The sequence below is a fragment of the Streptomyces cyaneochromogenes genome, assembly GCF_003963535.1.
Lineage (GTDB): Bacteria > Actinomycetota > Actinomycetes > Streptomycetales > Streptomycetaceae > Streptomyces > Streptomyces shaanxiensis.
This window is the reverse complement of record NZ_CP034539.1, coordinates 4,966,012-4,989,068: the sequence shown is the minus strand read 5'-3', so window position 1 is coordinate 4,989,068 and position 23,057 is coordinate 4,966,012. Positions and strand designations below refer to the sequence as shown.

29 protein-coding genes, 1 tRNA gene and 1 pseudogene are annotated in these 23,057 nt (G+C 70.4%); 7 read left to right on the top strand and 24 right to left on the bottom strand.

The window, feature by feature from the left end; all coding sequences use genetic code 11:
• Positions 1-2: 2 nt before the first annotated feature.
• A complete protein-coding gene (locus EJ357_RS22630; protein ID WP_126393396.1) occupies positions 3-584 on the top strand; it encodes an HD domain-containing protein in 582 nt (193 codons plus the stop codon).
• A gap of 146 nt (positions 585-730) precedes the next feature.
• On the opposite strand, the gene EJ357_RS22625 is transcribed toward EJ357_RS22630, so the two are convergent.
• From EJ357_RS22625 to EJ357_RS22570, 15 genes are all read right to left on the bottom strand, one after another.
• Complete coding sequence (locus EJ357_RS22625) at positions 731-1,102, bottom strand: hypothetical protein (protein ID WP_126393395.1); 372 nt, start codon at positions 1,100-1,102, stop codon at positions 731-733.
• A gap of 67 nt (positions 1,103-1,169) precedes the next feature.
• Positions 1,170-1,361, bottom strand: a complete 192-nt coding sequence (locus EJ357_RS22620; protein ID WP_228473137.1) for a DUF397 domain-containing protein — start codon at positions 1,359-1,361, stop codon at positions 1,170-1,172.
• On the bottom strand, positions 1,334-1,957 hold the full coding sequence (locus EJ357_RS22615; RefSeq protein ID WP_126393394.1) for a DUF5753 domain-containing protein: 624 nt from the start codon (positions 1,955-1,957) through the stop codon (positions 1,334-1,336). Before EJ357_RS22615 ends, EJ357_RS22620 begins: the two co-directional genes overlap by 28 nt.
• A gap of 169 nt (positions 1,958-2,126) precedes the next feature.
• Positions 2,127-4,244, bottom strand: coding sequence for a zonular occludens toxin domain-containing protein (locus EJ357_RS22610; protein ID WP_126393393.1), 2,118 nt, complete (start codon positions 4,242-4,244; stop codon positions 2,127-2,129).
• Positions 4,245-4,329: 85 nt separating this feature from the next.
• Positions 4,330-4,488 carry a DUF6257 family protein gene (locus tag EJ357_RS48400; RefSeq protein WP_175647480.1) on the bottom strand — a complete coding sequence of 53 codons (159 nt, stop codon included), beginning with the start codon at positions 4,486-4,488 and terminating at the stop codon, positions 4,330-4,332.
• A gap of 3 nt (positions 4,489-4,491) precedes the next feature.
• The gene (locus EJ357_RS22605; RefSeq protein ID WP_126393392.1) at positions 4,492-4,692 is read right to left on the bottom strand and encodes a hypothetical protein; all 201 of its coding nucleotides are present in this window, start codon (positions 4,690-4,692) and stop codon (positions 4,492-4,494) included.
• Positions 4,689-4,910, bottom strand: a complete 222-nt coding sequence (locus EJ357_RS22600; RefSeq protein ID WP_126393391.1) for a hypothetical protein — start codon at positions 4,908-4,910, stop codon at positions 4,689-4,691. The genes EJ357_RS22605 and EJ357_RS22600 overlap by 4 nt, the downstream gene beginning before the upstream one ends.
• Before the next feature lie 278 nt (positions 4,911-5,188).
• Positions 5,189-5,629, bottom strand: coding sequence for a hypothetical protein (locus EJ357_RS22595; RefSeq protein ID WP_126393390.1), 441 nt, complete (start codon positions 5,627-5,629; stop codon positions 5,189-5,191).
• Positions 5,626-5,799, bottom strand: coding sequence for a hypothetical protein (locus tag EJ357_RS48395; protein WP_175647479.1), 174 nt, complete (start codon positions 5,797-5,799; stop codon positions 5,626-5,628). The genes EJ357_RS22595 and EJ357_RS48395 overlap by 4 nt, the downstream gene beginning before the upstream one ends.
• Positions 5,799-6,941, bottom strand: a complete 1,143-nt coding sequence (locus EJ357_RS22590; RefSeq protein ID WP_126393389.1) for a hypothetical protein — start codon at positions 6,939-6,941, stop codon at positions 5,799-5,801. The genes EJ357_RS48395 and EJ357_RS22590 overlap by 1 nt, the downstream gene beginning before the upstream one ends.
• Positions 6,938-7,150 carry a hypothetical protein gene (locus EJ357_RS22585; protein WP_126393388.1) on the bottom strand — a complete coding sequence of 71 codons (213 nt, stop codon included), beginning with the start codon at positions 7,148-7,150 and terminating at the stop codon, positions 6,938-6,940. Before EJ357_RS22585 ends, EJ357_RS22590 begins: the two co-directional genes overlap by 4 nt.
• Positions 7,147-8,172, bottom strand: coding sequence for a DUF6907 domain-containing protein (locus EJ357_RS49460; protein ID WP_228473136.1), 1,026 nt, complete (start codon positions 8,170-8,172; stop codon positions 7,147-7,149). Before EJ357_RS49460 ends, EJ357_RS22585 begins: the two co-directional genes overlap by 4 nt.
• Complete coding sequence (locus EJ357_RS48390) at positions 8,169-8,339, bottom strand: hypothetical protein (protein WP_175647478.1); 171 nt, start codon at positions 8,337-8,339, stop codon at positions 8,169-8,171. Before EJ357_RS48390 ends, EJ357_RS49460 begins: the two co-directional genes overlap by 4 nt.
• Positions 8,336-9,052 carry a DUF6907 domain-containing protein gene (locus EJ357_RS22575; protein ID WP_126393387.1) on the bottom strand — a complete coding sequence of 239 codons (717 nt, stop codon included), beginning with the start codon at positions 9,050-9,052 and terminating at the stop codon, positions 8,336-8,338. Before EJ357_RS22575 ends, EJ357_RS48390 begins: the two co-directional genes overlap by 4 nt.
• Positions 9,053-9,264: 212 nt before the next feature.
• Positions 9,265-9,612 (bottom strand): DUF6011 domain-containing protein, encoded by a 348-nt coding sequence (locus EJ357_RS22570; RefSeq protein WP_126393386.1) that lies wholly within the window; start codon positions 9,610-9,612, stop codon positions 9,265-9,267.
• Positions 9,613-9,763: 151 nt separating this feature from the next.
• Between EJ357_RS22570 and EJ357_RS22565 the strand changes: the two genes are divergently transcribed.
• Both EJ357_RS22565 and EJ357_RS22560 read left to right on the top strand, forming a co-directional pair.
• Positions 9,764-9,973, top strand: a complete 210-nt coding sequence (locus EJ357_RS22565) for a helix-turn-helix transcriptional regulator (RefSeq protein WP_126393385.1) — start codon at positions 9,764-9,766, stop codon at positions 9,971-9,973.
• 430 nt (positions 9,974-10,403) lie between these two features.
• A tRNA-Arg gene (locus EJ357_RS22560) sits at positions 10,404-10,476 on the top strand.
• A gap of 485 nt (positions 10,477-10,961) precedes the next feature.
• Here the strand turns inward: EJ357_RS22560 and EJ357_RS22555 are convergent.
• From EJ357_RS22555 to EJ357_RS50540, 6 genes and pseudogenes are all read right to left on the bottom strand, one after another.
• Positions 10,962-11,630 (bottom strand): hypothetical protein, encoded by a 669-nt coding sequence (locus EJ357_RS22555; RefSeq protein ID WP_126393384.1) that lies wholly within the window; start codon positions 11,628-11,630, stop codon positions 10,962-10,964.
• Positions 11,631-11,700: 70 nt separating this feature from the next.
• A pseudogene (locus EJ357_RS50775) lies at positions 11,701-11,829 on the bottom strand (M55 family metallopeptidase); the annotation flags it as partial.
• Positions 11,830-11,884: 55 nt separating this feature from the next.
• On the bottom strand, positions 11,885-12,370 hold the full coding sequence (locus tag EJ357_RS22545; RefSeq protein WP_126393383.1) for an SAM-dependent methyltransferase: 486 nt from the start codon (positions 12,368-12,370) through the stop codon (positions 11,885-11,887).
• Positions 12,371-12,378: 8 nt separating this feature from the next.
• A complete protein-coding gene (locus tag EJ357_RS50255) occupies positions 12,379-12,513 on the bottom strand; it encodes a hypothetical protein (RefSeq protein ID WP_267132854.1) in 135 nt (44 codons plus the stop codon).
• Between the two features lie 139 nt (positions 12,514-12,652).
• Positions 12,653-14,710: an NACHT domain-containing protein gene (locus EJ357_RS22540; protein WP_126393382.1), complete on the bottom strand. Its 2,058-nt coding sequence runs from the start codon at positions 14,708-14,710 to the stop codon at positions 12,653-12,655.
• Positions 14,711-14,844: 134 nt separating this feature from the next.
• A complete protein-coding gene (locus EJ357_RS50540; RefSeq protein ID WP_323378045.1) occupies positions 14,845-15,156 on the bottom strand; it encodes a hypothetical protein in 312 nt (103 codons plus the stop codon).
• A gap of 80 nt (positions 15,157-15,236) precedes the next feature.
• Between EJ357_RS50540 and EJ357_RS22530 the strand changes: the two genes are divergently transcribed.
• Positions 15,237-15,887, top strand: a complete 651-nt coding sequence (locus EJ357_RS22530; RefSeq protein ID WP_126393381.1) for an MOSC domain-containing protein — start codon at positions 15,237-15,239, stop codon at positions 15,885-15,887.
• 58 nt (positions 15,888-15,945) lie between these two features.
• Here the strand turns inward: EJ357_RS22530 and EJ357_RS22525 are convergent, their stop codons facing one another.
• Complete coding sequence (locus tag EJ357_RS22525) at positions 15,946-18,906, bottom strand: SpoIIE family protein phosphatase (RefSeq protein ID WP_126393380.1); 2,961 nt, start codon at positions 18,904-18,906, stop codon at positions 15,946-15,948.
• Positions 18,907-19,068: 162 nt separating this feature from the next.
• On the opposite strand from EJ357_RS22525, the gene rutA reads away from it, so the two are divergent.
• Both rutA and EJ357_RS22515 read left to right on the top strand, forming a co-directional pair.
• On the top strand, positions 19,069-20,136 hold the full coding sequence (gene rutA, locus EJ357_RS22520; protein ID WP_126393379.1) for a pyrimidine utilization protein A: 1,068 nt from the start codon (positions 19,069-19,071) through the stop codon (positions 20,134-20,136).
• Positions 20,133-20,807 carry an isochorismatase family protein gene (locus EJ357_RS22515; protein WP_126393378.1) on the top strand — a complete coding sequence of 225 codons (675 nt, stop codon included), beginning with the start codon at positions 20,133-20,135 and terminating at the stop codon, positions 20,805-20,807. Before rutA ends, EJ357_RS22515 begins: the two co-directional genes overlap by 4 nt.
• Positions 20,808-20,867: 60 nt before the next feature.
• Here the strand turns inward: EJ357_RS22515 and EJ357_RS22510 are convergent, their stop codons facing one another.
• A complete protein-coding gene (locus EJ357_RS22510; protein ID WP_407698507.1) occupies positions 20,868-21,425 on the bottom strand; it encodes a GtrA family protein in 558 nt (185 codons plus the stop codon).
• 246 nt (positions 21,426-21,671) lie between these two features.
• The gene (locus EJ357_RS22505) at positions 21,672-22,499 is read right to left on the bottom strand and encodes an NAD(P)H-binding protein (RefSeq protein WP_126393377.1); all 828 of its coding nucleotides are present in this window, start codon (positions 22,497-22,499) and stop codon (positions 21,672-21,674) included.
• Between the two features lie 124 nt (positions 22,500-22,623).
• On the opposite strand from EJ357_RS22505, the gene EJ357_RS22500 reads away from it, so the two are divergent.
• A complete protein-coding gene (locus tag EJ357_RS22500) occupies positions 22,624-23,019 on the top strand; it encodes a winged helix-turn-helix transcriptional regulator (protein ID WP_126399827.1) in 396 nt (131 codons plus the stop codon).
• Positions 23,020-23,057: the final 38 nt, after the last annotated feature.

Here is a 23,057-nt window from a genome sequence, read left to right as displayed (position 1 = left end):
CCGTGGGTGACCAGGACCTGGCGGACGTAGCTCACTTCCTGTGGGAGGCAGGAACGCTGAAGACGGCCCGCCGAACAGGGTGGTGGATGGCGGGCGTTCGTGACCCCGAGAGTGTCGCCGAGCACGCATGGCGCACGTCCGTCATCGCCTCGGTCATCGCAACCCTGGAGGGCGCCGACGCCGCGCGGGCCGCGCACCTCGCGGTGTGGCACGACTCGCAGGAGACGCGCACGGGCGACGTGAACCACCTGGGCAAGAAGTACGCGGCCCCGGGCGACCCGGTGGCGGTAACGGCGGACCAGACGGCCGGCATGCCCGAGGTGCTGCGCGACGCTGTCCGCGCTGTCGTCGCCGAGTACGAGGCGCGCGAGACACCAGAAGCCATCTGCGCACGCGACGCGGACAAGCTGGAGTGCATGCTGCAGGGCCTGGAGTACAAGGGCCAGGGATACGAGGCGGCCCAGCGGTGGGTCGACAACAGCCGCGCCCGGATCGTCACCAAGTCCGGCCAGCTGCTCGCCGACCAGCTTCTGGCGCAGGCCCCCCTCGACTGGCTTCGCGCGGCGATGGGCGAGCACGGATGACCTCCTAACCGCATAAGGTGTGCGATTTGATGGCCTTGACCTGCGGGTTTCTGGCAGCGATGGCACTGATATGGCACACGCGGGGACACAAGAAAAGGCCCCCTGCTCGGTCGCGATGACCATGCAGGGGGCCGTTTGCCGTTCAGCTAGAGGTCTGTTCGGCCGCCGAAGTGCTCGGGCATTTTCGCGCGGAGTGTGCGCTCCACATCGTCGAACTCTCCGGCATCCGACAAGCGAGACCGGTGCAAAGCGAATTGAAGGCCCTTGATCAAGGCGTCCATCCGCAGTTCTACGCCGTCGGGAGCGTTGTCCCGCGCCGTGGCCAGCAGCTGCGCGAAAGACGACACTGCCGTGTCACGCCAGTTGTCCCACAGCCAGCCGAACACGTCACCGAAGGGATCGCCCGGGTGGGCCACGTTTCCGCCCGTGTAGCGCTGGCCAGCGTCCACCGCCTCACCATGAACGAAGCCTGTCAGCAGGTACTCGAAGGTTCGGTAAGGCACTTCCACATCGTCCATGTACGGGCCCCTCGTCGACGGCTGTCGGGATCATCCTGGCGGCAGTCCGCCGACAGCAACAGGGCGCCTATTGGCCCTGCTTCGCCCAGTCGACAAAGCCTTGCCAGGCGGCTGGGCCGAACGGTACGCGCGCCCGCTCACGGGCCTTGGTGTCGCGAACGAGGACGCCCGCGGCGGGCCGTGCCCATTCCACGCATGACCCGGAGTCGGTGTACGTCGACGTCTTCCAGATCAGCGGCTCTTCTGCAGCCTGCGGCACAGTGTCTCCCTCGTACCGTCGATGAGCTCAACCGACTCCTGGGGCGAAAGCGCGAGGCCGCGGAGCCGATCCCACGTGGAACTGTAGGCGGCGACGTCGTCCGGGCGGGTGGTGATCTCGGAAGACGTCAACGACTCGACGAACACGGCCCGTTGCCCAGCCGCTCGGTACAGCGTGAACGCCCCGGCCAGGCCGGGATGGGCCTCAATGCCCTGCGGCAGCACGCGCACGCTCAGCGACGGCTGGAGCGCCTCGAGGGCAAGCAGGTGCTCGAGCTGGTCGGCGAGTGCTGCGTAGCCGCCCACGGGTCGGTACAGGGCGCTCTCGTCGACGATGACGGCGACGCTGCGGGCGCCGGGCCGGCCGAGGCGGTCGATGCGATGACGGCGTGCCTCGGCTCGTTCGGAGACGACCTCGAGCGGCAGTGCCGGAGCGGTCGCGTGGATCGCGGCGCACGCGTAGGCGTAGGACTGCAGCAGCCCCGGTATGAGCATCGGCTGCCATGCCTGCACGGTGTCGGCCTCGCCCTCGATGGCGGCGAGGCGGCCGATGTGCTCACCGAGCGTCTCCGCCGGCGAGTCGAATATGGCGGTCACAGGTGTCCTCTCAAGACGTGGGGGAGGGAGGCAGCGGAGGGGAGGCCAGCCCCCCGTTTTCCGGGGGCGGCGCGTCTCTCCGGCGCTGCCTCCCTTGCCTCCCTGACTGGCCATTTCCGCAGGTCATGTATAGGGAGGCAGGGTGGGGAGGCGGGTAGGGAGAACTCCCCTACTCCTCGGTGCCTCCCTCGTCGTCGAGGTCGTCCTCGCGGGCCGCGATTGCGTCGAGAATCCGGTCGAGACTGACGTGCATCTTGCCGCCCGTCTTGTACTCGCCGTGCCCGGCGTCGTCGAGGACGCTCCTCAGATCGCGGAACGACCAGCTGCCGTACTCGACTGCGTTGCGGTCCTGCAGGCCGCGCAGCACGTCCAGCGTGAGCATCTTCGTCTCGTGCCCCAAGACGGCCGCGATGTCGGCCAGGTGGTCGACGGGGGCGAACGCGGGCGCGTCGGCCGGCCCGCCCTCGTACAGCGCCATGGCGCGCTCGACGACCGGCGTCACCTCGTCGATGCCTCGCTCGGCGTCTCGCTGGACGTAGTGGGACCGGATGATCTCGAACGGCTTCGAGGTGAACCCGTAGGTGACCGCTGTGCCCACGTCCTGGCCAGGCACCAGCTCGGTGGCGCGGATGCCGGCCTTGTACTTGCCGGAGCCGAGCAGGCCGTCGTTCGCGACCTGGTCGCCGACCGCGAACGCCACACGGTGGGAGGTGTTGCGGGTGACGTCGCGCGGGATGCTGTCCGCAGTCGGAGAGACCGTGACCCAGATGAGGGTGATGCCCACCTTGCGGGCCTTCTTCATGACGCGAATGGCCAGCTCAGCGGCCTCTTTGCCGTACTCCTTGTTCATGAACAGCTCGTGGCACTCGTCAAAGACGACGACCTTCGGCCGCATCCGCGGGTCCTTGAGCGCCAGTTCGCGCGTGAGCTTGGTCGACTCGCCGCCGAGTTCCTCCAGCAGCTTGCCGCGCTCGGTCACCTCGTTCGCCAGGCCCCGCAGCGCGTCCAGGGCAGCCCGCAGTTCCTCGGGGTCGTCGCCCTTGACCAGGTTGCGCAGGCGCGGCCTGAGTGGGTCGTAGTCCACGTTCGCGGCCATCACGTACACCTCGGCGATGACCAGCGGATCGAGGATGGCTCCGAGCAGCAGCGAGACGACGATGGACGTCTTGCCGGAGCCCATGATGCCGCCGACGATCCAGTTCGCGGCCATGAGCTTGCCGATGATGGGTTCGCCGCGCTGGGAGACGGCGACGGGGACGCCCTTGAAGTAGTCGGTGGTGCCCTCGTGCAGCAGCGGCCAGTCGGGTACCGGGCCGTTCAGTGAGCCCTGGTCAGCGACCCACAGGTCGAGGACGCCGGGCATGTTGGGCGGCTCGGTCGGCCAGGTCTCGACGGGCTTGCGCATCAGGTTGTGCGCAAGAACGTTCTTCTTGGCGTTGACCATCTCGACAGTGACGCCCATCGGCAGCTGAAGCTGCGTGTGATAGCCGTTGCCGAGCCTGGTCGTGGGCTGCACCCAACGGGGCTGCCAGCCTTCCTTGATGGCCGCGTTGAGCTGCGGAATCGACAGCTTGCCCAGTGCGCGCAGGATGGCGTTCTCGTCGGGGATGACGCCCTGCTCACCCGTGTCTGCGGGCAGGGCCCAGGTGGGTGCGGTCTTCTGGTTCTTGCCGACCGCCCACGCGCCGCCCAAGGCCAGGACGGGCAGGGAGTACAGCAGCGGCTCCCAGATGACGCCGGCGAGGAACGCCACCCAGCCGACGAACTCGATCACGGCGTTCGTCGGGGCGAGGACGTCGCGGACGTCGTGGTTGTAGACGGCCAGCATGATTCCGAGCATCAGCAGCAGCCCGCCGAAGCCCATGGCTGCGGAGGCCATCGCCCGCGGGGCGTTCATCGCCATCTGTAGCAGGTCCATGCGCCGCTTGTGCCGGGCGAACCGGTAGGCGTAGGCGCGCTGCTCCCACGTGCGCAGCAGCTCCTCGTTCCCGGAGGCTTCGGCGATGCGCATCATCCGGGCGTGCACGGCCGTGGTGCGGGCCTCCCAGCCGCGGCGGGTGAGGATGCGTGCGCCGCCCCACACGTAGGCGCCGTGGCGGACGGTGAACCGGTACGTGGGCTTCTGGCGAACGTCGATGAACACCCGCCGAAGCGAGTCGATGCGAACACGGCGGCGGGGCCCCGAAGCGCGTTCGGCCTGGTCGACGGGCTGTTCGGGCTTAGCGAGCGACACCGGTTCGGGTGTCTTCTCGGCCTCGATGGATGGACGGCTGGTGATGTCCGTCATGCTGGTGCTTCCTTCTCTCTGCGGAGGGATGGGAGGCCCGGGGGCGGCGACTGCTTGGTCGTGGTGCGCCGCCCCCGGGGCGTTGCTACTTCTTCTTGCGGCGGAGCGCGTCCTGCTCGATGCGCTCGATCCGGCGCTTCAACTTGGTGAGGTTGGCGCGGGGCAGGGCCATGCGGGCCGTCAGGCTGGCGATGGCTGCTTTCTCGCCGCGCGTGAAGTCAGAGAAGTTGAGGTCGCTGGCCATGGGTTAGTTCTCCGTGTCGGTCGTGGCGGCGGCGATGTCGGCGTAGGCGCGGGCGACGTCCGCCCACAGGGCGCCGGCGGCCGCGAGGTTGGGCGTCAGGTGCTTGCGGTCGAGGTTCTCCGCCGAGGCCTCGGCCTTGCGGGCGAGGGACTCGGCCTTACCGGCGGCGATGCGGGCCTCGGTGAGGGCTTCTTCGCGGTTCACGGGTTCCTCCTTGGCGGGGTGCTGAGGGTGGTGCTCATCAGGCTCATGACGTGGGCGACTTCGAGTTCGGTGTAGTCGCGGCCGTCCTGGCGGGCGAGGCGGGCGACGTCGGCGGCGCCGAGCCCGCCGTGGATGCCGCGCTGCTGCCGCACATAGGCGGCGATCTCCCGTTCACGGGCGTCCCGTTGCCGGGTCCGCGGTCGGAACACTGCGCTCACCTGCTGCCTCCTCGGGTTTCGGGCCGGGCTATCCGGCCCCACCGCACCCCCGCAGTCGTCGCTCAGCGGGCAACGACTGGCGGAGGACGGAAGGGCAGGTCAGTGCCTGTGCCCTCGGTTGTGGTCGCGGAGCGCTGCTTTGCAGGACGGGCATTTCTTCACGGGCTGACCACGGGTGAGGCCCTGGATGGTGGCTCCGCAGATGGCGGGTGTGGTGCCGAGGATCAGGCGCGGCTGGCACTTCGGGCACTGGAAGTGCATGAGCTGGACGGTCATGGTCAGCGCCCCTTTCGCTTCGAGCCTTCGCTCTTCACCGCGGGCCGGATCTTGGAGGCGGCCCATCCGGCGGCGACGATCGCACCGACGAGGCAGAGGGTGAGCATGGTCAGGTTCTGGCCGACGGCGCCGATGATGCCCATCAGCGTCCCGCCCATGATCACGACGACGGCGCAGACGGAAGCCGTGCAGACGACGATCACGGCGAGGATCAGGAACGTGACGATGATCAGCCGCTGCAGGGCCGGGTCCATGCCCTGCTGAACCGGGGCCTGCACGACGACCGGCGGCGGGGGCAGGGGCTGGCCGATGGTGAAGTGCACTGGCCTGCCCTGCTCGTCATACAGCACGTTCGGCGGCCGGTGGTGGGCGGACACCTCGCCGACCAGCGGGTTGGCGTACCGCCGGTACTGCTCCGGCAGGCCCGAGAGTTCGTCACTCATCGCGCCCACCTCCGCATCCCGCGCATCCGGAGGCCAGCCACCAGGCCGAGGCCGAAAGCGACGATGAGGGGCTGGGACAACAGGGCCGCGATGATGACGGCCACGACGGCGCGCAGTTGCGGGAAGAGCAGGAGCAGGCCCAGCAGGACGCCCATCAGGATGTAGCGCATCAGTTGTACCCGTCCTTCATCTCGTCGTCGGCAGGGGCGGCGGGGGGCTTCTTCGCGGCCCTCGACAGGGCCGCGCGGACGTGGTTCTCGGGGACGACCAGGCGCCGGTGCCGCTCCAGGTGCTCGGCAATGTCGCGGGCCGATGCGTCCTCGCCGAGGGCTGTTGCGGCCTCCTCGACGGCGCCTTGCACGCCGAGCGCGGGCAGCTCGCTGAGCTGCAGCGCAACGCCCGCATCAGGTCGGTCGACGGTGTACTCGGCGGGCCGCTGGCCGAGGACCAGTGCGACGGCGACGGGGTCGACGTGGACGTCGTAGGTGCCGAGGATCGCAGCGAGCTCGGCCGGGGGCGCATCAGGTCGGGCCTCGGATGCGAACCGGATCGCGTCCGCCGGATCCATACCAGCGAACCGGGCCCGCAGGACGTCCGTCGCGCTGGCCGAACGGGCGGGACTGACCGACGGCTTGTCGGTCTGTCCGGCGTACATCGTGGCGAGGGCCGCATCAGCCCCTTCGCGGAGCCGTACCCGCTGCACCTCGACGAGGCCGGCCCCGAGGACCTGGTCGCCGACACCGACCTTCTTGGCGAGCTCCCACGACGTCCGCAGCGACGCGGCCCGGGTGTCCTCGTCCGGGTGCCGTTCGGCGGCGGCCTGGTGGTATGCCAGCTGCTGCACGGCGTCCGCGTTGCGGCGCTGCGCTTCGGCGTCCACACCGGTCGTGTAGATGACGACGCGGCGAGCGATCAGACCGAGACCCTCGGCGGCACCGCTCATGCCGAGCGGGGTGGTCGCGTAGACCACGCCCTCGGTGACGTTGCTCGCGAGAGACAGCCCCATCCCGCACGCGGCGAGAGGAGCGACCCACAGCCCGATGCGGACCCAGACGGGCGAGGACTGGCCGAGCAGGGTCAGGCCCAGCATGGTGACCGCGAGGACGAGGGTGAGCCCTTCACCTGCGGCGACGACACCGGCCGCGGTGGCCTTACGGCCGAACTCGGCGAGCGCGTTGGAGAAGGTGCCGACGGCGCCGGCGACGCCGACGGCGACCATGATGCCGGCCGCGGAGCCGAGGACGATCCGCTGACCTTTGGTGAGGCGGGTACGGGTCGGGGGTTTCGTTTCGTATTTCGTTTCGGTGCTCACTGAGCCACCTCCGGGGCGGCGGCCCGCACCACACGGTGCGAGCTGAGGCAGATGCCCTCTCGGTCCTGCTGGGCGACAGCGTCGACCAGAGCGGCCATCAGGGCGGGAACAGGGGCGAGTTGGCGGGGGCGACGGTGCCGGTTGTCGCGGTCGATGGCGCGTAACGCGGCGTTCTCCGTCGGCCGGGGGACGGGCCATTTCTTCTTCACTGCGGTCCCTCCTCGGCGAGGTCGTCCAGCTGGTCGGCCATGGCCTCGAGACGGTCGAGGTAGGTGCGGCCCGCGGTGACCAGGGCGCGCAGCCCGGCGGCGTCGAACGATGCGGCCTCGAGGCCCTCCACGTAGGCGAGGGGGTGCGGCTCGGGCTGCTGTACGAGGTAGGGGGCGTGGGTGAGGTTGGCCCTGATGAGCGGCACCGGGCCGACGTCCTGCGACTCGACGGTTGCCGTCATGTGCGGCCCGTCGTGCGACACCTCCGCAAGCGGGCCGACGAGCTGGCCCTCATGGCCCGTGCACCACTCCGGCTCGGGGATGGTGATCTCGCCGCGGTCGAGGGTCGTGAGGGTCACCGTGCCCTCGCCGTACCGAGGCTCCTGCACAGCGGCCGGCGCACGGCGCGGCGGGTAGGCCCGTTCCAAGGCGTCGGCGAGCAGCTGCATCACGGCCTGCTGGGCGGGCGGGAACGTCCGCTGCCGGTCGCGGTCCATCTGCGCGTCGAGCTCGTGGAACGCCTGCACGGACAGGTACGCCTCGACCTCGTGCCGCACCTCGCGGACGGTGAGCGACTCCGGGTCACGATCCCCGGCCATCTCGGCCCAGGCGATCCCGAGCGCCGTCGTGATCTGCTCACGCGACATCAGGAAGTCGACCCGGACGACCACGTCGGGGGTGTGCTCCTCGTCGCCGAGCGGCTCCGTCGGCCCGTACACGGGCAACTGAGCGCGGCGATTCTCCGCGTGGCTGAGCTGAGACGGCTCGGTCCGCGGAGCCTCCGTCATCCAAGGGAACGGCCGGATGCCGGCGGCGGCCTTGAACACTCGGATAGCTGCGCCTGCCGGGGCGTCCGGCAGGGCGTACACGCGGCCACCTTCCAGCGAGGCGAGCAGCCGGGCGCCGTGGTGCTCGCACCCGTCCGCACCCGCGTTCTGCGCGTCCAGCACGGTCACGACGGGCGGACCATCGCACGGCGTCGGGTCCTCGAAGTGGGCGGCGGGGCAGCGGCGGGCGGTCACTGGTCCACCCCCGCGGCGTCGATGACGATCAGGGCGGCGCGGATGGACGCCTTGAGGGCGCCGTTCCGGGCGGCCAGGTCGCGCACGTAGGTGGTGGGCTGGTCGGGCTGGCCCAGCGCCTCCGCGAGGAGACGCCGGACCAGGGCCAGCGCTTCGCGCTCGCTCACGCCGCACCACCGATGTGGGCCTCGTACCAGTCGAGGAGCAGGCGGCGGGCCTGGTCCTCGCGCATGTACTGCGACATGTCCGGCTTGACGCGCAGCTCCATCGCCCCGGGCTCCCCGTACAGGGCGGCCACAGCCTTACGGCCGGTGTCCTCGGTCTCGACGACCTTCACCCCGTACACCTTCAGCAGGTACGCGATCGGCAGGGACTGCACGTCGGTACGCCCGAGCGACGACCATGCCGTGCCGCCGTCCGTGACGTGGCGGGAGTGGTCGACGGCCTGCGCCTCGGCGAGCTGGTCCCCCAGGTCGATGAGCGCCTGCAGGTGGGCGCGCACCTTCCGGATCTCGTCGTCGAGCTCGAGCCGGTTGTGGCAGTAGACGCTCGCGCCAGTGCCGACCTCGGGCGTGATCTCGACGTAGGGAACGGACTCCTCGGGGTCGCCGGAGAACGGCCACTGCCCGAGGCGGGCCTGCAGGACGCTCACGGGGATGCCGTCCGCGTTGTAGTCGAGACGGACCGGCTCGCCCTGGTGGAGCAGGTCGGCGGGGTGGATGCCGCGGGCGACGTCGTCGGAGTGGTCCGACGTGCACCAGGCCGGGCAGGGCGTGGTCAGCGACCCACCGGTCTTGACCGGGTAGGTGATGGTGCGCGGCTCGAGGGCGGGCGTCTTCTCGGTGGACGATTCCCGGGCGGTCTGTACGGTGTCCTGCATGGTCTGACTCCCTGAGTCCTCGCAGGTGAAGGGATCGGATCTAGGCCTCGGGGCGGCGGTAGGGTCGCCGGCCCCGGGGCCGTTGTGCTTCTAGTCGTCGGCGTCGTCGCCGTCGTCCTGGTCGTAGAGGTCGTCCCAGTAGGCGGCGTCCTCTCGGGCCGCCTCGCGGACGGTCGGGCCGTTCCAGCTGGCCTCGGGCATCGCGGTTCTCCTCACGCGGCGATCAGGAGACGGGCCGCCGCCTGGTGGTAGCAGCGCCGCCCCTTCAGGCCGCCGGGGCAGTTGCAGTTCGTCGGGTGAGACAGGTACGTCTCGTTGCCGTCCGAGGAGACGGCCGCGAAGACCTGACCGCGGAGGGGGACGATCGCCCCGTCCTCGATCAGCTCGCGCGCCGAGTCGACCTGAGCCGGCTTGAAGTCGGTGAGGTCGGCGGCGGTGCTTGCGGCGTTGACCTTGGCGCGGCAGCTGCGGCCGTAGCCGCTGGCGATGCTCGACGTGCTGAAGAGGCGGCGACCGCAGCGCAGGCAGTGCGCCTGCTCGGTGTTCTTGCTGGTAGCCATGTCCCCACCCCTCACTTTGTCCGTCTGACATTGACAAGGTTAGGAGGCGACGGGCAACCTTGTCAACATGAAACGAGCGAGGTTGTGGAAGCGGCGGGAAGTCGGGTCCGGCATAGACTTTGTCCACGCCAGACTGACAAGGGGACGAAGAATGGCCGACCCGGATGCCGACTACTGGACGATCGCGGACGTCGCCGAATACTGGGGCGTCAGTGCCCAGACGATCCGCACGTACCGCTCGCGTGGCCGCGGGGAGCTGCCCGATCCAGACAAGGTCTTCGGTCGCTCGCCCGTGTGGAAGCCGGCCACGATCGTCGACTTCAAGCGCCCAGGCCAGGGGGCCAGGACGGACCTCTCGTAGGCCGCTCCCCGCCTCCGGCTGATGGCACAGCGATGGCACCAAGAGGCGGGGAAGGCATCCGATGGGTTCCGACGGGCCCGGGTGGGGTACGCCCCCTGACGTGCGTGATCGAGTTTTGAGGGGTTGCCTCCCGTCCGTGTCGGACGGGAGGCAACACACTGCTAATGCGGTTTGGGCCTTAAAGCCCATCGAGGGTTCAAATCCCTCCGCCTCCGCGCTCGATCACGAAGCCCCGGTCCTGTGGACCGGGGCTTCGTCGTTGGCCGGCTGCCGTTCGACGGCTCATTGCCGACTACCGCCTCAGAGGCGTTTCCGCAGGTCACAAGGGGTACGGCTAACGGATTTCACATGGCGGCGCCGGTCATGTAATGTTCTTCCTGTCGCCGCGAGCGGGCCGGAAGGGCCGGGAGCGGCGAAGAAAACAGAACAAGCACTCGTAGCTTAACGGATAGAGCATCTGACTACGGATCAGAAGGTTGCAGGTTCGAATCCTGCCGAGTGCACAGCACGTCAAAGGCCCTGTGGAGTGATCCACAGGGCCTTTGCTTTATGCCTTGACGGCAGTGTTTGACGACAACCGCCTCACTGGGCGTCGCGGAGCACGGTGAGCATCTCGTCGTAGTCCTTGCCCATTTTGGTCAGCCGGCCAGCCAGCCGGGGGGGATGTCGTCGGTCGGCTGTCCCGGCACGGGGTGCCCAAGCCACCGCTGCCCGAGCCCAACTCCAGGCAGGTGTGCAGGATGTCGGCGAACCTGATGGCGTTGCCGTCGGCGCCGACGGTAATCACGTCGGTGCCGGGCCCGCCGCCGCGGACTGGGGGCACCGGAGAGAACGGGTAGTCAGGGTCCTGGGAGAAGGGCGCCAGGAGACGGCCGGTCGGTGCGCTCGCAGCCGTCGCGGGGGACTTCGAAGGCGTCGCCCGAGTCCGGGATGGCCCCGGCGGAGGAGTCGCCCAGGGTGACCCACTCGTACGAGTCGGCCCGTAGTCTCAGCGCACGGTGCCGGCGGTGCGTTCCCGGTGTCCGTCGTAGTCGGGGGAGCCGCAGTGGCCCGGCTCGCGTTGCGTCTCGCCGAGCCACAGGTGGGGGGCGTAATTCCGGATCGCCTCCACCAGGGGGCCCCGGTATCTGGCGTACTCGCCCGAGGTCACGAAGCGATAGCGCAGGCGCGGGAGGCCGGGCGTGAGGGGCTCGTCGTCGCGGACCAGGCCCCAAAGGACCGGGTCGTCCCGGTCGATAGGGCCGGACGGACACAGCTCGATTGAGTACTGTCTGACATTCCGGTCGTTCTCGCTCCAATGCACGGCAACCCCGGCGAGGTTGTCCCAGCGAATGACGTTTTGCCCAGCACTGTTGCGCAGCCAAAGCCCGGTGTCGTCGATGCTTACGGACTGCGGGCGGAGCGCGAGAGCCGAGCGGAAGAGCTTGAGGCCGGAGTAGCCGATGGTCGCGAAGAGCAGGGCTACGAGTCCCACCGGCTGGGGGTCGTTGCCGTTGAGCCCGGCCGTGATGATCACCGCCAGGACCACGAAGAGGACGCCCATCGCCATGAAGATCCCCCCGAGCACGAGCCCCTTTCGGGTGATTCGCTGGGCATAGGAAATGACTGTGGCGGTGGGGGCGGGAGCAGCGGGGCCATGCGTGGGGGACGTCGACATGATCTTAGAGTCTAGGCAGGTTCCGGCATTGCAGGGTCTCCTACAGATGTGTTCACGGGAGCGTGTGTCAGTCCGCCGCGAAGCGGTCCCGCGCGTACCTCACGGCCACGGTGGCGTGGGCCGGCCCGATCTCGCCCCGACTCAGTACGCCAGGCGCTCCGGCCCGCGAGTGGTAGCCGACGCAGATGACCGCGTCGTGCGCGGCGGACGGCGGCACCGCATGGCTGGCAATGTGTGTGCGGTGGTCCGCGGCTTCAGGTGAAGATCTGTGTCACGACCGCCGAGGACGCCGTCCCGACGCCCAGCATCTCGCACGCGAAGGCGGCCATGAGGCACAGGGCCTGCCGCTGGGCGGCATTGTCCTCCGACCTCAATACGTTGAGTCTCGCGCGCACGATCACCCTGCTTGCTTGATAGCTCGGCGCGGACCAGTGGTCGAAGTCAATGGCACGCTCAATGCTGTCAGGGTCCAGATCATGAGACCGACGCGGCAGATTCACGAGTATTGCCCCGAGGCATGACAATGCGAGAAAGGTCGACGAAATGCCGACGAGAACTCGAGATGAAACGGACAGATCCTGGCCGCCGGAAAAGGCGGTGACCAGGGCGAGCTGCAGTGTGACCAGCACTCCCGCGGAGCTGATGACGGCAACTGCCCGGCCTTCGAGCGAAGCCCTCCTGGCGCGGACGATCTCCAGCTGGTTCTTGACGAGCTCGCTCATCTCGTCGCCGGCGGACACCTATGGGATCACTTCGTGAGGTAGTTCCGCCGTCGCACGTCTATTTTCGGGTACTCCCGCTTCTCCTCCGGCTGCTTTCCCTTCGTGCCGTCCTTCGACGTGTCCTCGGAACCGCTGCGGGTGTCGCCGTCGTCGTTGGCCACCGTCACATCCCCCTCGCCCTCAACGCGCTCGCCTCGGCGGCAGTATGAGGCTGACAACGGTGCGGTATGGAGGGGCGCACTGAAGCATGCGGGTATGTAAGCGCGCGCCCTGAACGCGCCGTCCCCGTGGCCGCTCTGCTCAGCCGGACGGTGCCGTCGGATGCCGTAAGAGCCACGTCTGGAGTTCCTTGTGGCGGAACTGGTAGGTGCTGCCGGACACACGTAGGAGCCCTGCCCCGTAGGCCCACTCGAGGAAGCGGACGAGCCGCCAGGGCAGGAGACGGCGTGTCCAGGCGCACAGGAGGAAGGCGAAGTAGCGGCGGCCTGCGCCGGTCCACCACACCATGCCGCAGGCCAGGCCGCCGAGCACGCCGGCGCCGACGCCGACGACGTAGTCACCGCTGTAGCCGACGACGGTGCCGAAGGTGAGGCTGAACAGGGCCGAGAAGCTGAGCCCGGAGTTGATGTCGTCGCGCAGCAACTGGCGGGGGTGCGAGGCGCTCCGTTCGTGGCGCTCCCTCGTGCCGGCGGCCAGTTCGGAGACGAGGCTGAGCACGAGACCGGCGGTGAGCACCGCGAGGACCACCGCGACCAGGCCGCCCGAAGCGACTCCGTGGAAGACGAGTACGGCCAGGGCGACGACGGCCGCGCCGCGCAACCGGTGAACGAGCAGCCTTCTGCCGTCCGGGGTACGGATACGGCGGAGCTTGCCGCCCTGCGGGGCGGGCACGCCGCTGCTGCCGGCTCGCAGCAGCAGGACGAGCACCAGTACGGCGATCCCGGTGGCGGCCGGTAGGTGCCTCATATCCGGTCCCGCGCCCGTCTTGAGCAGCAGTACCGCGGCGCCGGCGAGGATGACCAACGAGGTCAGGGCGGCATCGACGGCCCGCACACGGCGCCGCCCGGCGAGGGGCCAGAGTTGATGGGGAGCCAGTCCGGGCGACGCGCCCGACGCCTCCTGACGCTGGGCGTGCAGGGCCAGTTGGCGGAGCCAGTGGTGCACCTGGTGAGGGCGGCAGGAGCCTCGGCGAGGGGGATGGAGGCGGGTCGCGGCGGGGATGTAGCGGCGCAACAGGTCTTCGTCCAGGGCGGCCGGGCTGTCGTGGCGGAGGAGTTCCCCGGGGTCGCCCCGCTCCCCGTACGCCGTCACCGCCAGCGTCAGTCGCCACGGGGTGGACATCGCACGGGCGAGGAACTGCCCCGAGCCGGTGGCTTCGCCGAGAATGCGCAGCACGCCGCTCCAGCGGTCCTGGGCCTGCGGCATCCGGTGGGCGAGGTAGGCCCGGGCCTGGTCGGCGGCGACGGGCCGGATCTCGATGCGAAGGGCGTCGGGAATCCCGCTGCCGACGGACTCCAGACGCTCGTACCAAGCGGTGCGACAGGTGACCACCAGCGGCAGCCCTCTCGCTCCGTCCTGGTACTCGTCGATCCGTTCGACCGCGGCGCGGGCGCGTGAGGTCTCCACCCGGGTCGCGTCGGCGGGGTCGGGCCCCGTGCCGGCTTCTACTGTCTCGTCCATTTCGTCCAGGCCGTCGAGGATCGGGAGCACTCGCCGCTGCTCGACCAGGTCGCGGGCGACCCGCGGTTCGCGGTCGTAATCCTGGACGAGCCGCTCGACCAGCCACTCCTCGAAGTCGACCTGGGGGTCCCAGCCGGACAGCGAGAGGCGTACCGGTACGGGCAGGTCCGTTCCGTTCCTCTCGGTCAGGCCCAGGAGCAGGGCCAGCGCGAGCACGGCCTTGCCGGCCCCCGGGGCGCCGGTGATCACCAGCCGCCGGTCGCTCAAGACCAGGAAGTCGTCGGTAGCCCTGGACATCCGGCCCGCGAACCCTGGCGGCGGGCTCGCGCTGCGCGACGAGGAGTGCGGAACGTCGTAGCGGAGGTCGATGAAGGCCCGGTCACCGCCGAGCAGTTGACGCCACTGGCGGCCTTCGGCGACCCGGACCCGGTGTCTCAGGCGTGCGGCCGCGGCTTCGGGGTCGGCCTCCTGCCCCGCCCGCCGGCGGAGCGCGGCGACCGCCGCGACCAGGCTCATCGCGCCGACCACGAGCCCGATCAGCCCGGCGGTGTCCTGAGGCTTCAGGCCTCCCTCGGCCAGCACGCTCGCGGCCCACACGATCGTCCCGAGGACGAGCACCCAGCAGGTGGTCAGTACGGCCAGCCACAGCCGTCGGTGACGGATCCCACCGTGCTCCATACGGCGCCTTCGCCCCCCCCGTGTCCCGCTCACTCGACGCTTCGCTCCAGCCTCGCACGGTGGTGGGGGATGCGGGGATGTTCGTGACAAGAGAGGCGTGGGAGGGCTCCGCGTCGCCTAGGACGGGCGTGCGGTCAGGCCGCGGCCCGCGCCAGCCGGTGGAACACCTCGGTGGTGTGGGGACGGGCGAGCTTGTCCAGGAGGTGGCGCCACTCGGGGTCGGTGGTGGAGTGGGCCAGGTCCCAGGCGGTGAGCAGGGGGGTGAGGTCCGGCTCGGGCAGGTCGTGCGGGGGGGGGGCGTCGAGGACGGCAGTGATGTCGTGGCCGACTGCCTTCCGGGTGGGGCCGCGGGCCCTGCGTTCGGGTTCCGTTGCATCAACCTTGCCGTCGTTGCCGTGGCGCAGCCATGGGGCGGCCCACCCGATCGAGGGTGGAGCCGGCTGCACCCCGAGGGGGCTGTTCCCCTCCCGGCCGGGAGGGGAAAACATGTCGCCGCGAGCCGCGGCAGGCCCGTAACGTCGTCCGGATGAGGCTGCTCTCCGTCAACGTAGGCAATCCCAGCCCCAACCCCTGGAAGGGGCTCGGTGCGACAGGTATCGACAAGCGGCCCGTGGACGGGCCGGTTGCCGTCAGTGCTCCCGGGCCCAAGGGCACCGGTGCGGTGGGACTCGCGGGTGACCGTGTCTATGACGTGCGGAACCACGGGGGTGGCGACCAGGCCGTGTACGCGTATGCCCGTGAGGATCTCGACGGGTGGCAGGCCGAGTTGGGGCGGACGCTGGCCAACGGTGTCTTCGGTGAGAACCTCACGACCGTCGGGGTGGACGTCAACGGCGCGGTGATCGGTGAGCGTTGGCGCATCGGGGCCGACGTGGTGCTGGAGGTGTCGTGCGCGCGGATCCCGTGCGGGACGTTCCAGGGGTGGCTGGAGCAGGACGGCTGGATCAAGCGGTTCACGCAGGCCGCCCTGCCAGGCGCGTATCTGCGCGTGATCGAGCCCGGTGACATCCGGGCCGGCGATCCGGTCGAGGTCGTCCATCGGCCCGACCACGACGTGACCGTCGCCGTCTCCTTCCGCGCGGTCACCCGCGAACCGGATCTGCTCCCGCTGCTGTTGGCCGCTGACGCGCTGCCGGAGGAGATCAGGGAGTTGGCCCAACGGCGTACGGCCGGGTAGGGCCCCGAGCCCGAGCCCGGATCCTCAGGCCCAGCCCCGCGCCGGCGCCCAGCCCTGCCTACAACTCCTGGTCGGCCCCGAACAACTCCTCGCCCCCGAAGCCCAGCCCGTCCAAGTCCCCATCGAAGTCCCCGTCGAAGTCCTCCCCCAACCCCGCCACCCCGAGGAACATCCCCTCCAGCGGATCGGCCCCCACCTCCCCCCGTACCGCCTGTTCCGTCCAGATGCACTTCCCGGTCGGGGTGTACCGCGTCCCCCACCGCTGCGAGAGCGCCGTGACCAGTTGCAGCCCCCGGCCTCCCTCGTCCGTCTCGGTCGCCCGGCGGATGCGTGGCATCGTCAGGCTGCCGTCGAAGACCTCGCAGATCAGGTCGGCGCCGTGCAGGAGGCGGAGGCGGAGGGGGCCTCTGGCGTGGCGGATGACGTTGCCGACCAGTTCGCTGGCCAGCAGTTCGGTCGTGGGGGTGAGGGCGTCGAGGCCCCAGGCCGCCAGTTGGGTGCGGATGAGGGCGCGGGCCTGGCCGGCTGCTCTGGGGTCCTGGGGGAGGGGCCAGGAGGCCATGCGGGAGGCGGGCAGTGCGTGGAGGCGGGCGAGGAGGAAGGCCGCGTCGTCGGCGGCCTGGTGCTCGGTGGGGAGGAGGGCGGTCGTGATCCGCTCGCAGAGGAGCTCCAGGTCCTTCGCCGTGCCGTCCGTGTGGGAGGTGGCGAGGACGTCGGCGAGGGCCGCCATGCCCTCGTCCATCTCGCGTTTCGACGACTCCACCAGGCCGTCGGTGTAGAGGGCGAGCACGCTGCCTTCGGGGACCTGGATCTCCGTCGTCTCGAAGGGGGGCTCCGCCGCGCCCAGGGGCGGGTCGGCCGCGAGGGGCGGGAACACCACCGTGCCGTCCGGGTGGAGCAGGGCGGGGGGCGGGTGGCCCGCCCTCGCTATGGAGCAGATCCTCGTCGTGGAGTCGTACAGCGCGTACAGGCAGGTCACGTACGACTCCTCGCCCATGGCCCCGACGATGTCGTTGAGGCGGCTCATGATCTCGTCGGGCGGCAGTTCGAGGTCGGCCAGGGTGTGGACCGCCGTGCGCAGGCGGCCCATGGTGGCCGCCTCCGGCAGGCCGTGGCCCATGACGTCGCCCACGACCAGCGCCACCTGGCCGCCCGAGAGCGGGATGATGTCGTACCAGTCGCCGCCGACGTCCATGCCCTGGCCCGCCGGGAGGTAGCGGGCCGCGGCCGTGCAGGCGGGGAGGGTGGGCAGGTCGCGGGGGAGCAGGCCGCGCTGCAGTTCGCGGGACCGGGTGTGCTCGGCGTCGAAGAGGCGGGCGCGTTCCAGGGCCTGGGCGACCAGGGCGCTGGTCGCGGTCAGCAGGGTGCGCTCCTCGTCGGTGAGGCGGCGCGGGTGGTCGAAGGTGACCGCGCAGATGCCGAAGGTGTGGCCCGAGGCGGTGAGGGGGAGCAGCGCCCAGGCCTGCTTGTCGGCGCGGGCGGGCAGGTCGGCGTCGTCGGGGTAGCGGGCGACGAACTCCTGCCGGGAGGACAGGAACAGGGGCGCACCGGCCAGTATCGCGTCCCACAGCGGGCTGGGCTCCGTACGTTCACGGCCGTCGAGGGCGGCGAGGACGTCGTCCGGGTAGCCGACGGAGCCGACGGTGTGCAGCCGGTCGCCCTCCACGGTCTGCACCACCAGGCCGGTCGCCTCGAACGGCGGCAGCACCCGGCGGGCGACCGCGTCCACCACGTCCTTCGAGGTCGTCGCCTTGGCGAGCGCGGTCGTCAACTCCGCTATTCGCGCGGCCCGTTCGATGGCGGCCCGCTCGGCGGACCGGCGCTCCTCCTCCAGGCGGCGCTTCTCGGTGACGTCGGTGAAGTAGATCGTGCGGCCATCGGGGCCGGGGACCAGCCGCAGGTGGCACAGGCGGCCGTTGGGCAGCCGTACGTCGAAGCTGACCGACTTCTCCGCGGCGGCGGCCTGCCGGCAGCGGATCTCCAGGCCGGGCACCTGCTCGGCGGCGGGCAGGTCCCACAGCAGACGGCCGAACAGCTCCTCCTCGGAGTAGCCCAGGGTGCGTTCGGCCTCCACGTTGGCGAAGGTGATCCGCCAGTCGTCGTCCATCGCGAGGAAGCCGTCGCTCATGTGCCGCAGGGCCCGGCCGAGCGCGTCGCGGGCGGAGCGCGGCTCGTCGCTGTCCCAGCCCACGCCGATCATCCGGTGCGGCTCGCCGTGCTCGTCGTACGTCGCCCTGCCGCGGGCCTGCGTCCAGCCCCAGGTGCCGTCCAGTTTGCGCACCCGGTACTCGGCCTCGAAGACGCCGCCGTCGACGATCGCCCGGTCCGCCGCCGCCAGGGTCGGCGCGAGGTCGTCGGGGTGGACGCACCGCATCCAGTTCTCGACCTTGCCGGTGTAGTCCTGCGGCCGGGTGCCGTAGAGCTCCAGGGCCGCCTCGTCCCAGAGCAGGTCGCCGGTGCGGATGTTCCAGTCCCAGGAGCCGACGCTGACCTCCTTCAGGGACTGGCGCAGGCGCTCGCCGTTCTTCGCCGGCAGGACCGGTCCGATGGGCGGCGGAGCCTGGACCATACGGTCCTCGGTCCAGGCGATGAGGGCGCGCAGGAACTCCCAGTGCTCGGGCGTCGGTTCGCCCTGGTCGCCCATCAGGACGCTGAGGGCGCCGGTGCTGCGGTGGCCGCTGTGCATCGGCAGCGCGGCGAGGCCGGTGCCGGGCCAGGTGGCGTCCGGGGTGTCGACCGCGCCGGACGGGCTCAGCGGGACCCAGACGCCGCTTCCCTCGTGCAGCGCACGGGCCGGGGCCAGCGGGCCCTCCTGGTCGATGATCTCCCAGCAGAGGGTGAGGGCGGGCGGCAGCCCGGCCGTCGACACCAGGCGCAGTGCGGACATCGGGCCACGCAGATGGATCATCCCGCCGAGCGCGCCCAGCTCGCCCACCGCATGCTGCAGGGCCAGCCGGAAGACTTCGCTTTCCGCGACACCGGGGGCCACCGTGCCGAGCAGTGCCAGCCGAGCGTTCATGCTGCGGACTTTACCGTTCCGGGCTCAACCGATTCGGTGCTTCGCAAGATCCTTACGCCGCCGTTCCCGCTGCTCGACAGGCCGTCAACCACCCGTATCCAACGCGGAGTTGGCCTCCCCGACTTAGCATCACCCGGTACCCCCGACCCGCTGAGGAGCGGCATGGACATCGGCGTATTCATCCCCATCGGCAACAACGGCTGGCTCATATCGAAGAGTTCACCGCAGTACATGCCCACCTTCGAGCTGAACAAGGCCATCGTGCAGAAGGCCGAGGAGCACGGTCTCGACTTCGCGCTGTCGATGATCAAGCTCAAGGGGTTCGGCGGCGAGACCGAGTTCTGGGACCACTGTCTGGAGTCGTTCACGCTGATGGCGGGCCTGGCCGCGGTCACCGAGCGGATCAAGCTGTACGCCTCCACGCCGATCCTCGTGCTGCCCCCGGCGATCGTCGCCCGCATGGCCACGACGGTCGACTCGATCGCCCCCGGCCGCTTCGGCATCAACATCGTCACCGGCTGGGCGCCCGGCGAGTACTCCCAGATGGGCCTGTGGCCCGGCGACGAGCACTTCGGCAACCGCTACGACCGGGCCGTCGAGTACGTCACCGTCATGAAGGAGCTGTGGGGCGAGGGCGTCAGCGACTTCAAGGGCGAGTTCTACGAGATGGACGACTGCGTGCTGTCGCCGCGCCCGGCGAACGGGCACATCGACATCGTCGCCGCGGGCCAGAGCAACACCGGCATGCGGTTCGCCGCCGAGCACGCCGACTACAACTTCATCCTGGGCAGCGGCGTCAACACCCCGCTCGCCTTCGCCGACACCACGGCCACGCTCGTGGACGCGGCGCGCGAGACCGGCCGGGACGTCGGGGCGCTCTCGCTCTTCATGGTCATCGCCGACGAGACGGACGAGGCCGCCCAGGCGAAATGGCGGGACTACCACGACAACGCCGACCACGCGGCCCTCGCCTACATGGCGGGCGAGTCGGCCTCGGACACCACCGCCGACGACTCCTCGACGGCCCGGACCATCGTGCTGCCGGAGGGCGCGGTGAACTTCAACATGGGCACGCTCGTGGGGTCGTACGAGAGCGTGGCGCGGATGCTCGACGAGGTCGCCGAAGTCGACGGCACGAAGGGGATCATGCTGGTCTTCGACGACTTCCTGGCGGGCATCGAGAACTTCGGCACGCGGATCCAGCCGCTGATGAAGTGCCGGCGGGGATGAGCGGGTTACGGCGGCGGGCCGTGCGGGAGGAGTCGCAGGAGAACGACTACGAGCGGGCCGGCCTGGACGGCAGTCTCACCCCCGGCACCTCCCCCGCCCTGCTCCTGGTCGACCCGGCCCGCGCCTATGTGGACCCCGACTGCCCTCTGTACGCCGGGGTCGAACCGGCCGTGGAGGCGATGAGGGCGTTGCTGGCGGGGGCGCGGCGGGCGGGGATTCCCGTGGTCGTCACCCGGGTGCGGTTCCGACCCGACGGCGGTGACGGCGGCGTCTTCTTCCGCAAGGTGCCGACGCTGAGGGTGTTCGCCGAGGGCAGTCCGTACGGCGACTTCATCGACGGACTCGCCCCTACGCCGGACGAGTTGACGGTCACCAAGCAGTACCCGAGCGCATTCTTCGGCACGTCGCTGGCGGCGTACCTCACGGCCAACCGCATCGACACGCTCCTCATCGGCGGGCTGTCGACGAGCGGCTGCGTGCGAGCCACCGCGCTCGACGCGATGCAGCACGGGTTCGTCCCGGTCGTCGTGGAGGACGCGGTCGGCGACCGGGATCCGGACGTGCACGCGGCGAACCTCTTCGACATCCGGCACAAGATCGGGGAGGTGTGGCCGTTGGAGCGGGTCATGGGCTATCTCGCGGGGGCGGCCCCGCGGGGAGAACGGCCTTGAGTGCAGCGGTGGTCGCCGAAAACCCGAAAGCCGCCTCGGGCACCCTCGGAGGGGCAGCGGTCATGCGACGGACGGGACCAGCGGGGTGAGCTGGGGACCGGTGTTGAGGGCGTCGGTGGACAGGGCTGCGCGGGGCTGGACCGGGGCCGTCGTCTCCTTCTTCCGGTCGGCGAAGACGAACAGCCGCAGGACCAGGAACCGGCCGATGCCGGCCAGGCCGGAGGCGGTGAGGTAGACGGCCTGCTCGCGGAGCAGCGAGGGGGACGGCTGGACGGCGTGGAGTATGAGCATCGCGGCCGTGGTCACGAGGTAGGCGGCGGTGGCCGAACCCGCCGACTGCAGGTGCCGGCGCAGTCCCGCGCGGCGTCCGGTGCCGAAGGTGAACAGGGCGTGCAGCTCGGTGCACAGGAGGGTGGAGGCGACGGTGATCAGGGCGTTCGCCAGCGCCCAGGGCATCGCCCTGGCCAGCAGCGGCACGGCGGCCCCGGCGAGCAGCCCGACACCGCCGCCGCACACCACGAACCGGACGAAGGAGGAGAGGGCGCCGGGCTTCGAGGGTCCTGGCGTCGACGGCATCGACGTCGACGGCATCGGCTTCGACGGGAGCTGCGACTCCATGGCGGTTTCCTTCCGGGCGGACCTGGACCTCTGACGGATCCACAGCTCACCCCGGCACGGCTTCAGCGCTGCCTCAGTCGGGCTTCAGCCGGGATCAACCGAGGTCAACGATTCCGTTGTCCGCGCGTGGAAACGATGGAGTGACCTGCCGGAAGAAAGGTGGGGCAGGCACCACCACGGCTCCTGCACCGCGCCCTACCGAACGCCCTCACGCCGCGCCCTACTTGAAGGCCACCAGGCCGCTCCCTACTTGAACGCCCCCGCACTGCGCCCCGCCCACTCCGCGAACGACCGCGCCGGCCGCCCGAGGACCTTCTCCACATCGGGGCTCACCCTCCGCAGCGCGGCCGACGGGGCCCCCAGCATGTCGAGGGTGCTCTCGACGACCGGCTCCGGCATGAACCCGAGCATGCGCTCCCGGGCCTCGGCGCGGCTGAGTTCGACGAACCGCACCTCCTCCCCGAGCGCCTCCCCGATCGCGGCCGCCTGCTGCCGGGGCGAGACGGGTGCCGGGCCGGTCAGCTCGTAGACCTCGCCGTAGTGCCCGGGCTCGCGCAGCGCCACGGCGGCGACCTCCGCGATGTCGGCCGGATCGACGGTCGGCAGGGCGACGTCGCCGAAGGGCGCGGCCACCTCCCGGCGGGTGCGGACCATGTCGGCCCACTGGAGCGTGTTGGAGTGGAAGCCGCCGGGGCGCAGCATCGTCCACTCCAGCCCCGTCGCCTTGACGGCTTCCTCCAGGAACGGGGGGTGGTCCCCGGTGCCGACGCCCTGGGAGGACAGCAGCACCACACGCCGGACGCCCGAGTCCCGTACGACGTCCAGGACGGCACCGAGGTCACCGCCGGCCGCCATGAAGTCGCCGGACGTCAGCAGGAACAGGGCCCCCGCCCCGTCGAGCGCGGGCGCCAGGCGCTCGGGTTCGGTCAGGTCGGACTGGTGGTGGCGGGCGCCCGCCGGCACGTCCCGCGCGGAAATCCGGCGGGAGACCGCGGTCACCTGCTCGCCCGCGTCCACCAGGGCCCGTACAAGTGGCCGTCCGACATTGCCCGTTGCTCCGGTCACCACGATCATCTTCGGTCTCCGTTCCGAGTTCGGATCTCATGGCTCGTCTCGTACGGCGACGCTACTGTTGTGGAGGTAGTAGGTACCTAGAGGAAAGTATTGGCGAGCGGGGGTAGTTGTGACCGAGGACACAATGAAGCGGGTTCCGGGCGAGGTCGCTCCCGAGAACGCCTGCCCGATCGCCCCCGTCGTCGACATCGTCTTCAGCCGCTGGACCACCCCGATCCTGTGGGCGCTCCACGAATACGGCCGTCAGCGCTTCGTCGAGCTGGAGCGCCGTATCGCCACGATCACGCCGAAGGTGCTGACGCAGCGGCTGCGGCAGCTGGAGCGGGACGGGCTGGTCGTACGCACCTATTTCCCCGAGGTCCCGCCGCGCGTGGAGTACGAGATCAGCGAACTGGGGCGCAGCCTGGCGCCGTTGTTCGCCGCGCTGTCGGAGTGGTCGGTCAATCTGGGCGAGGTCGAGCGTGCGCGGGTGGCGTACGACGCCCGGGAGGATGGCCCCGGGCGGGGGCGCGGCCGTTGAGCCTGCCGGTGAGGAGGTGCGGCGTGGCGGGCGGTGGG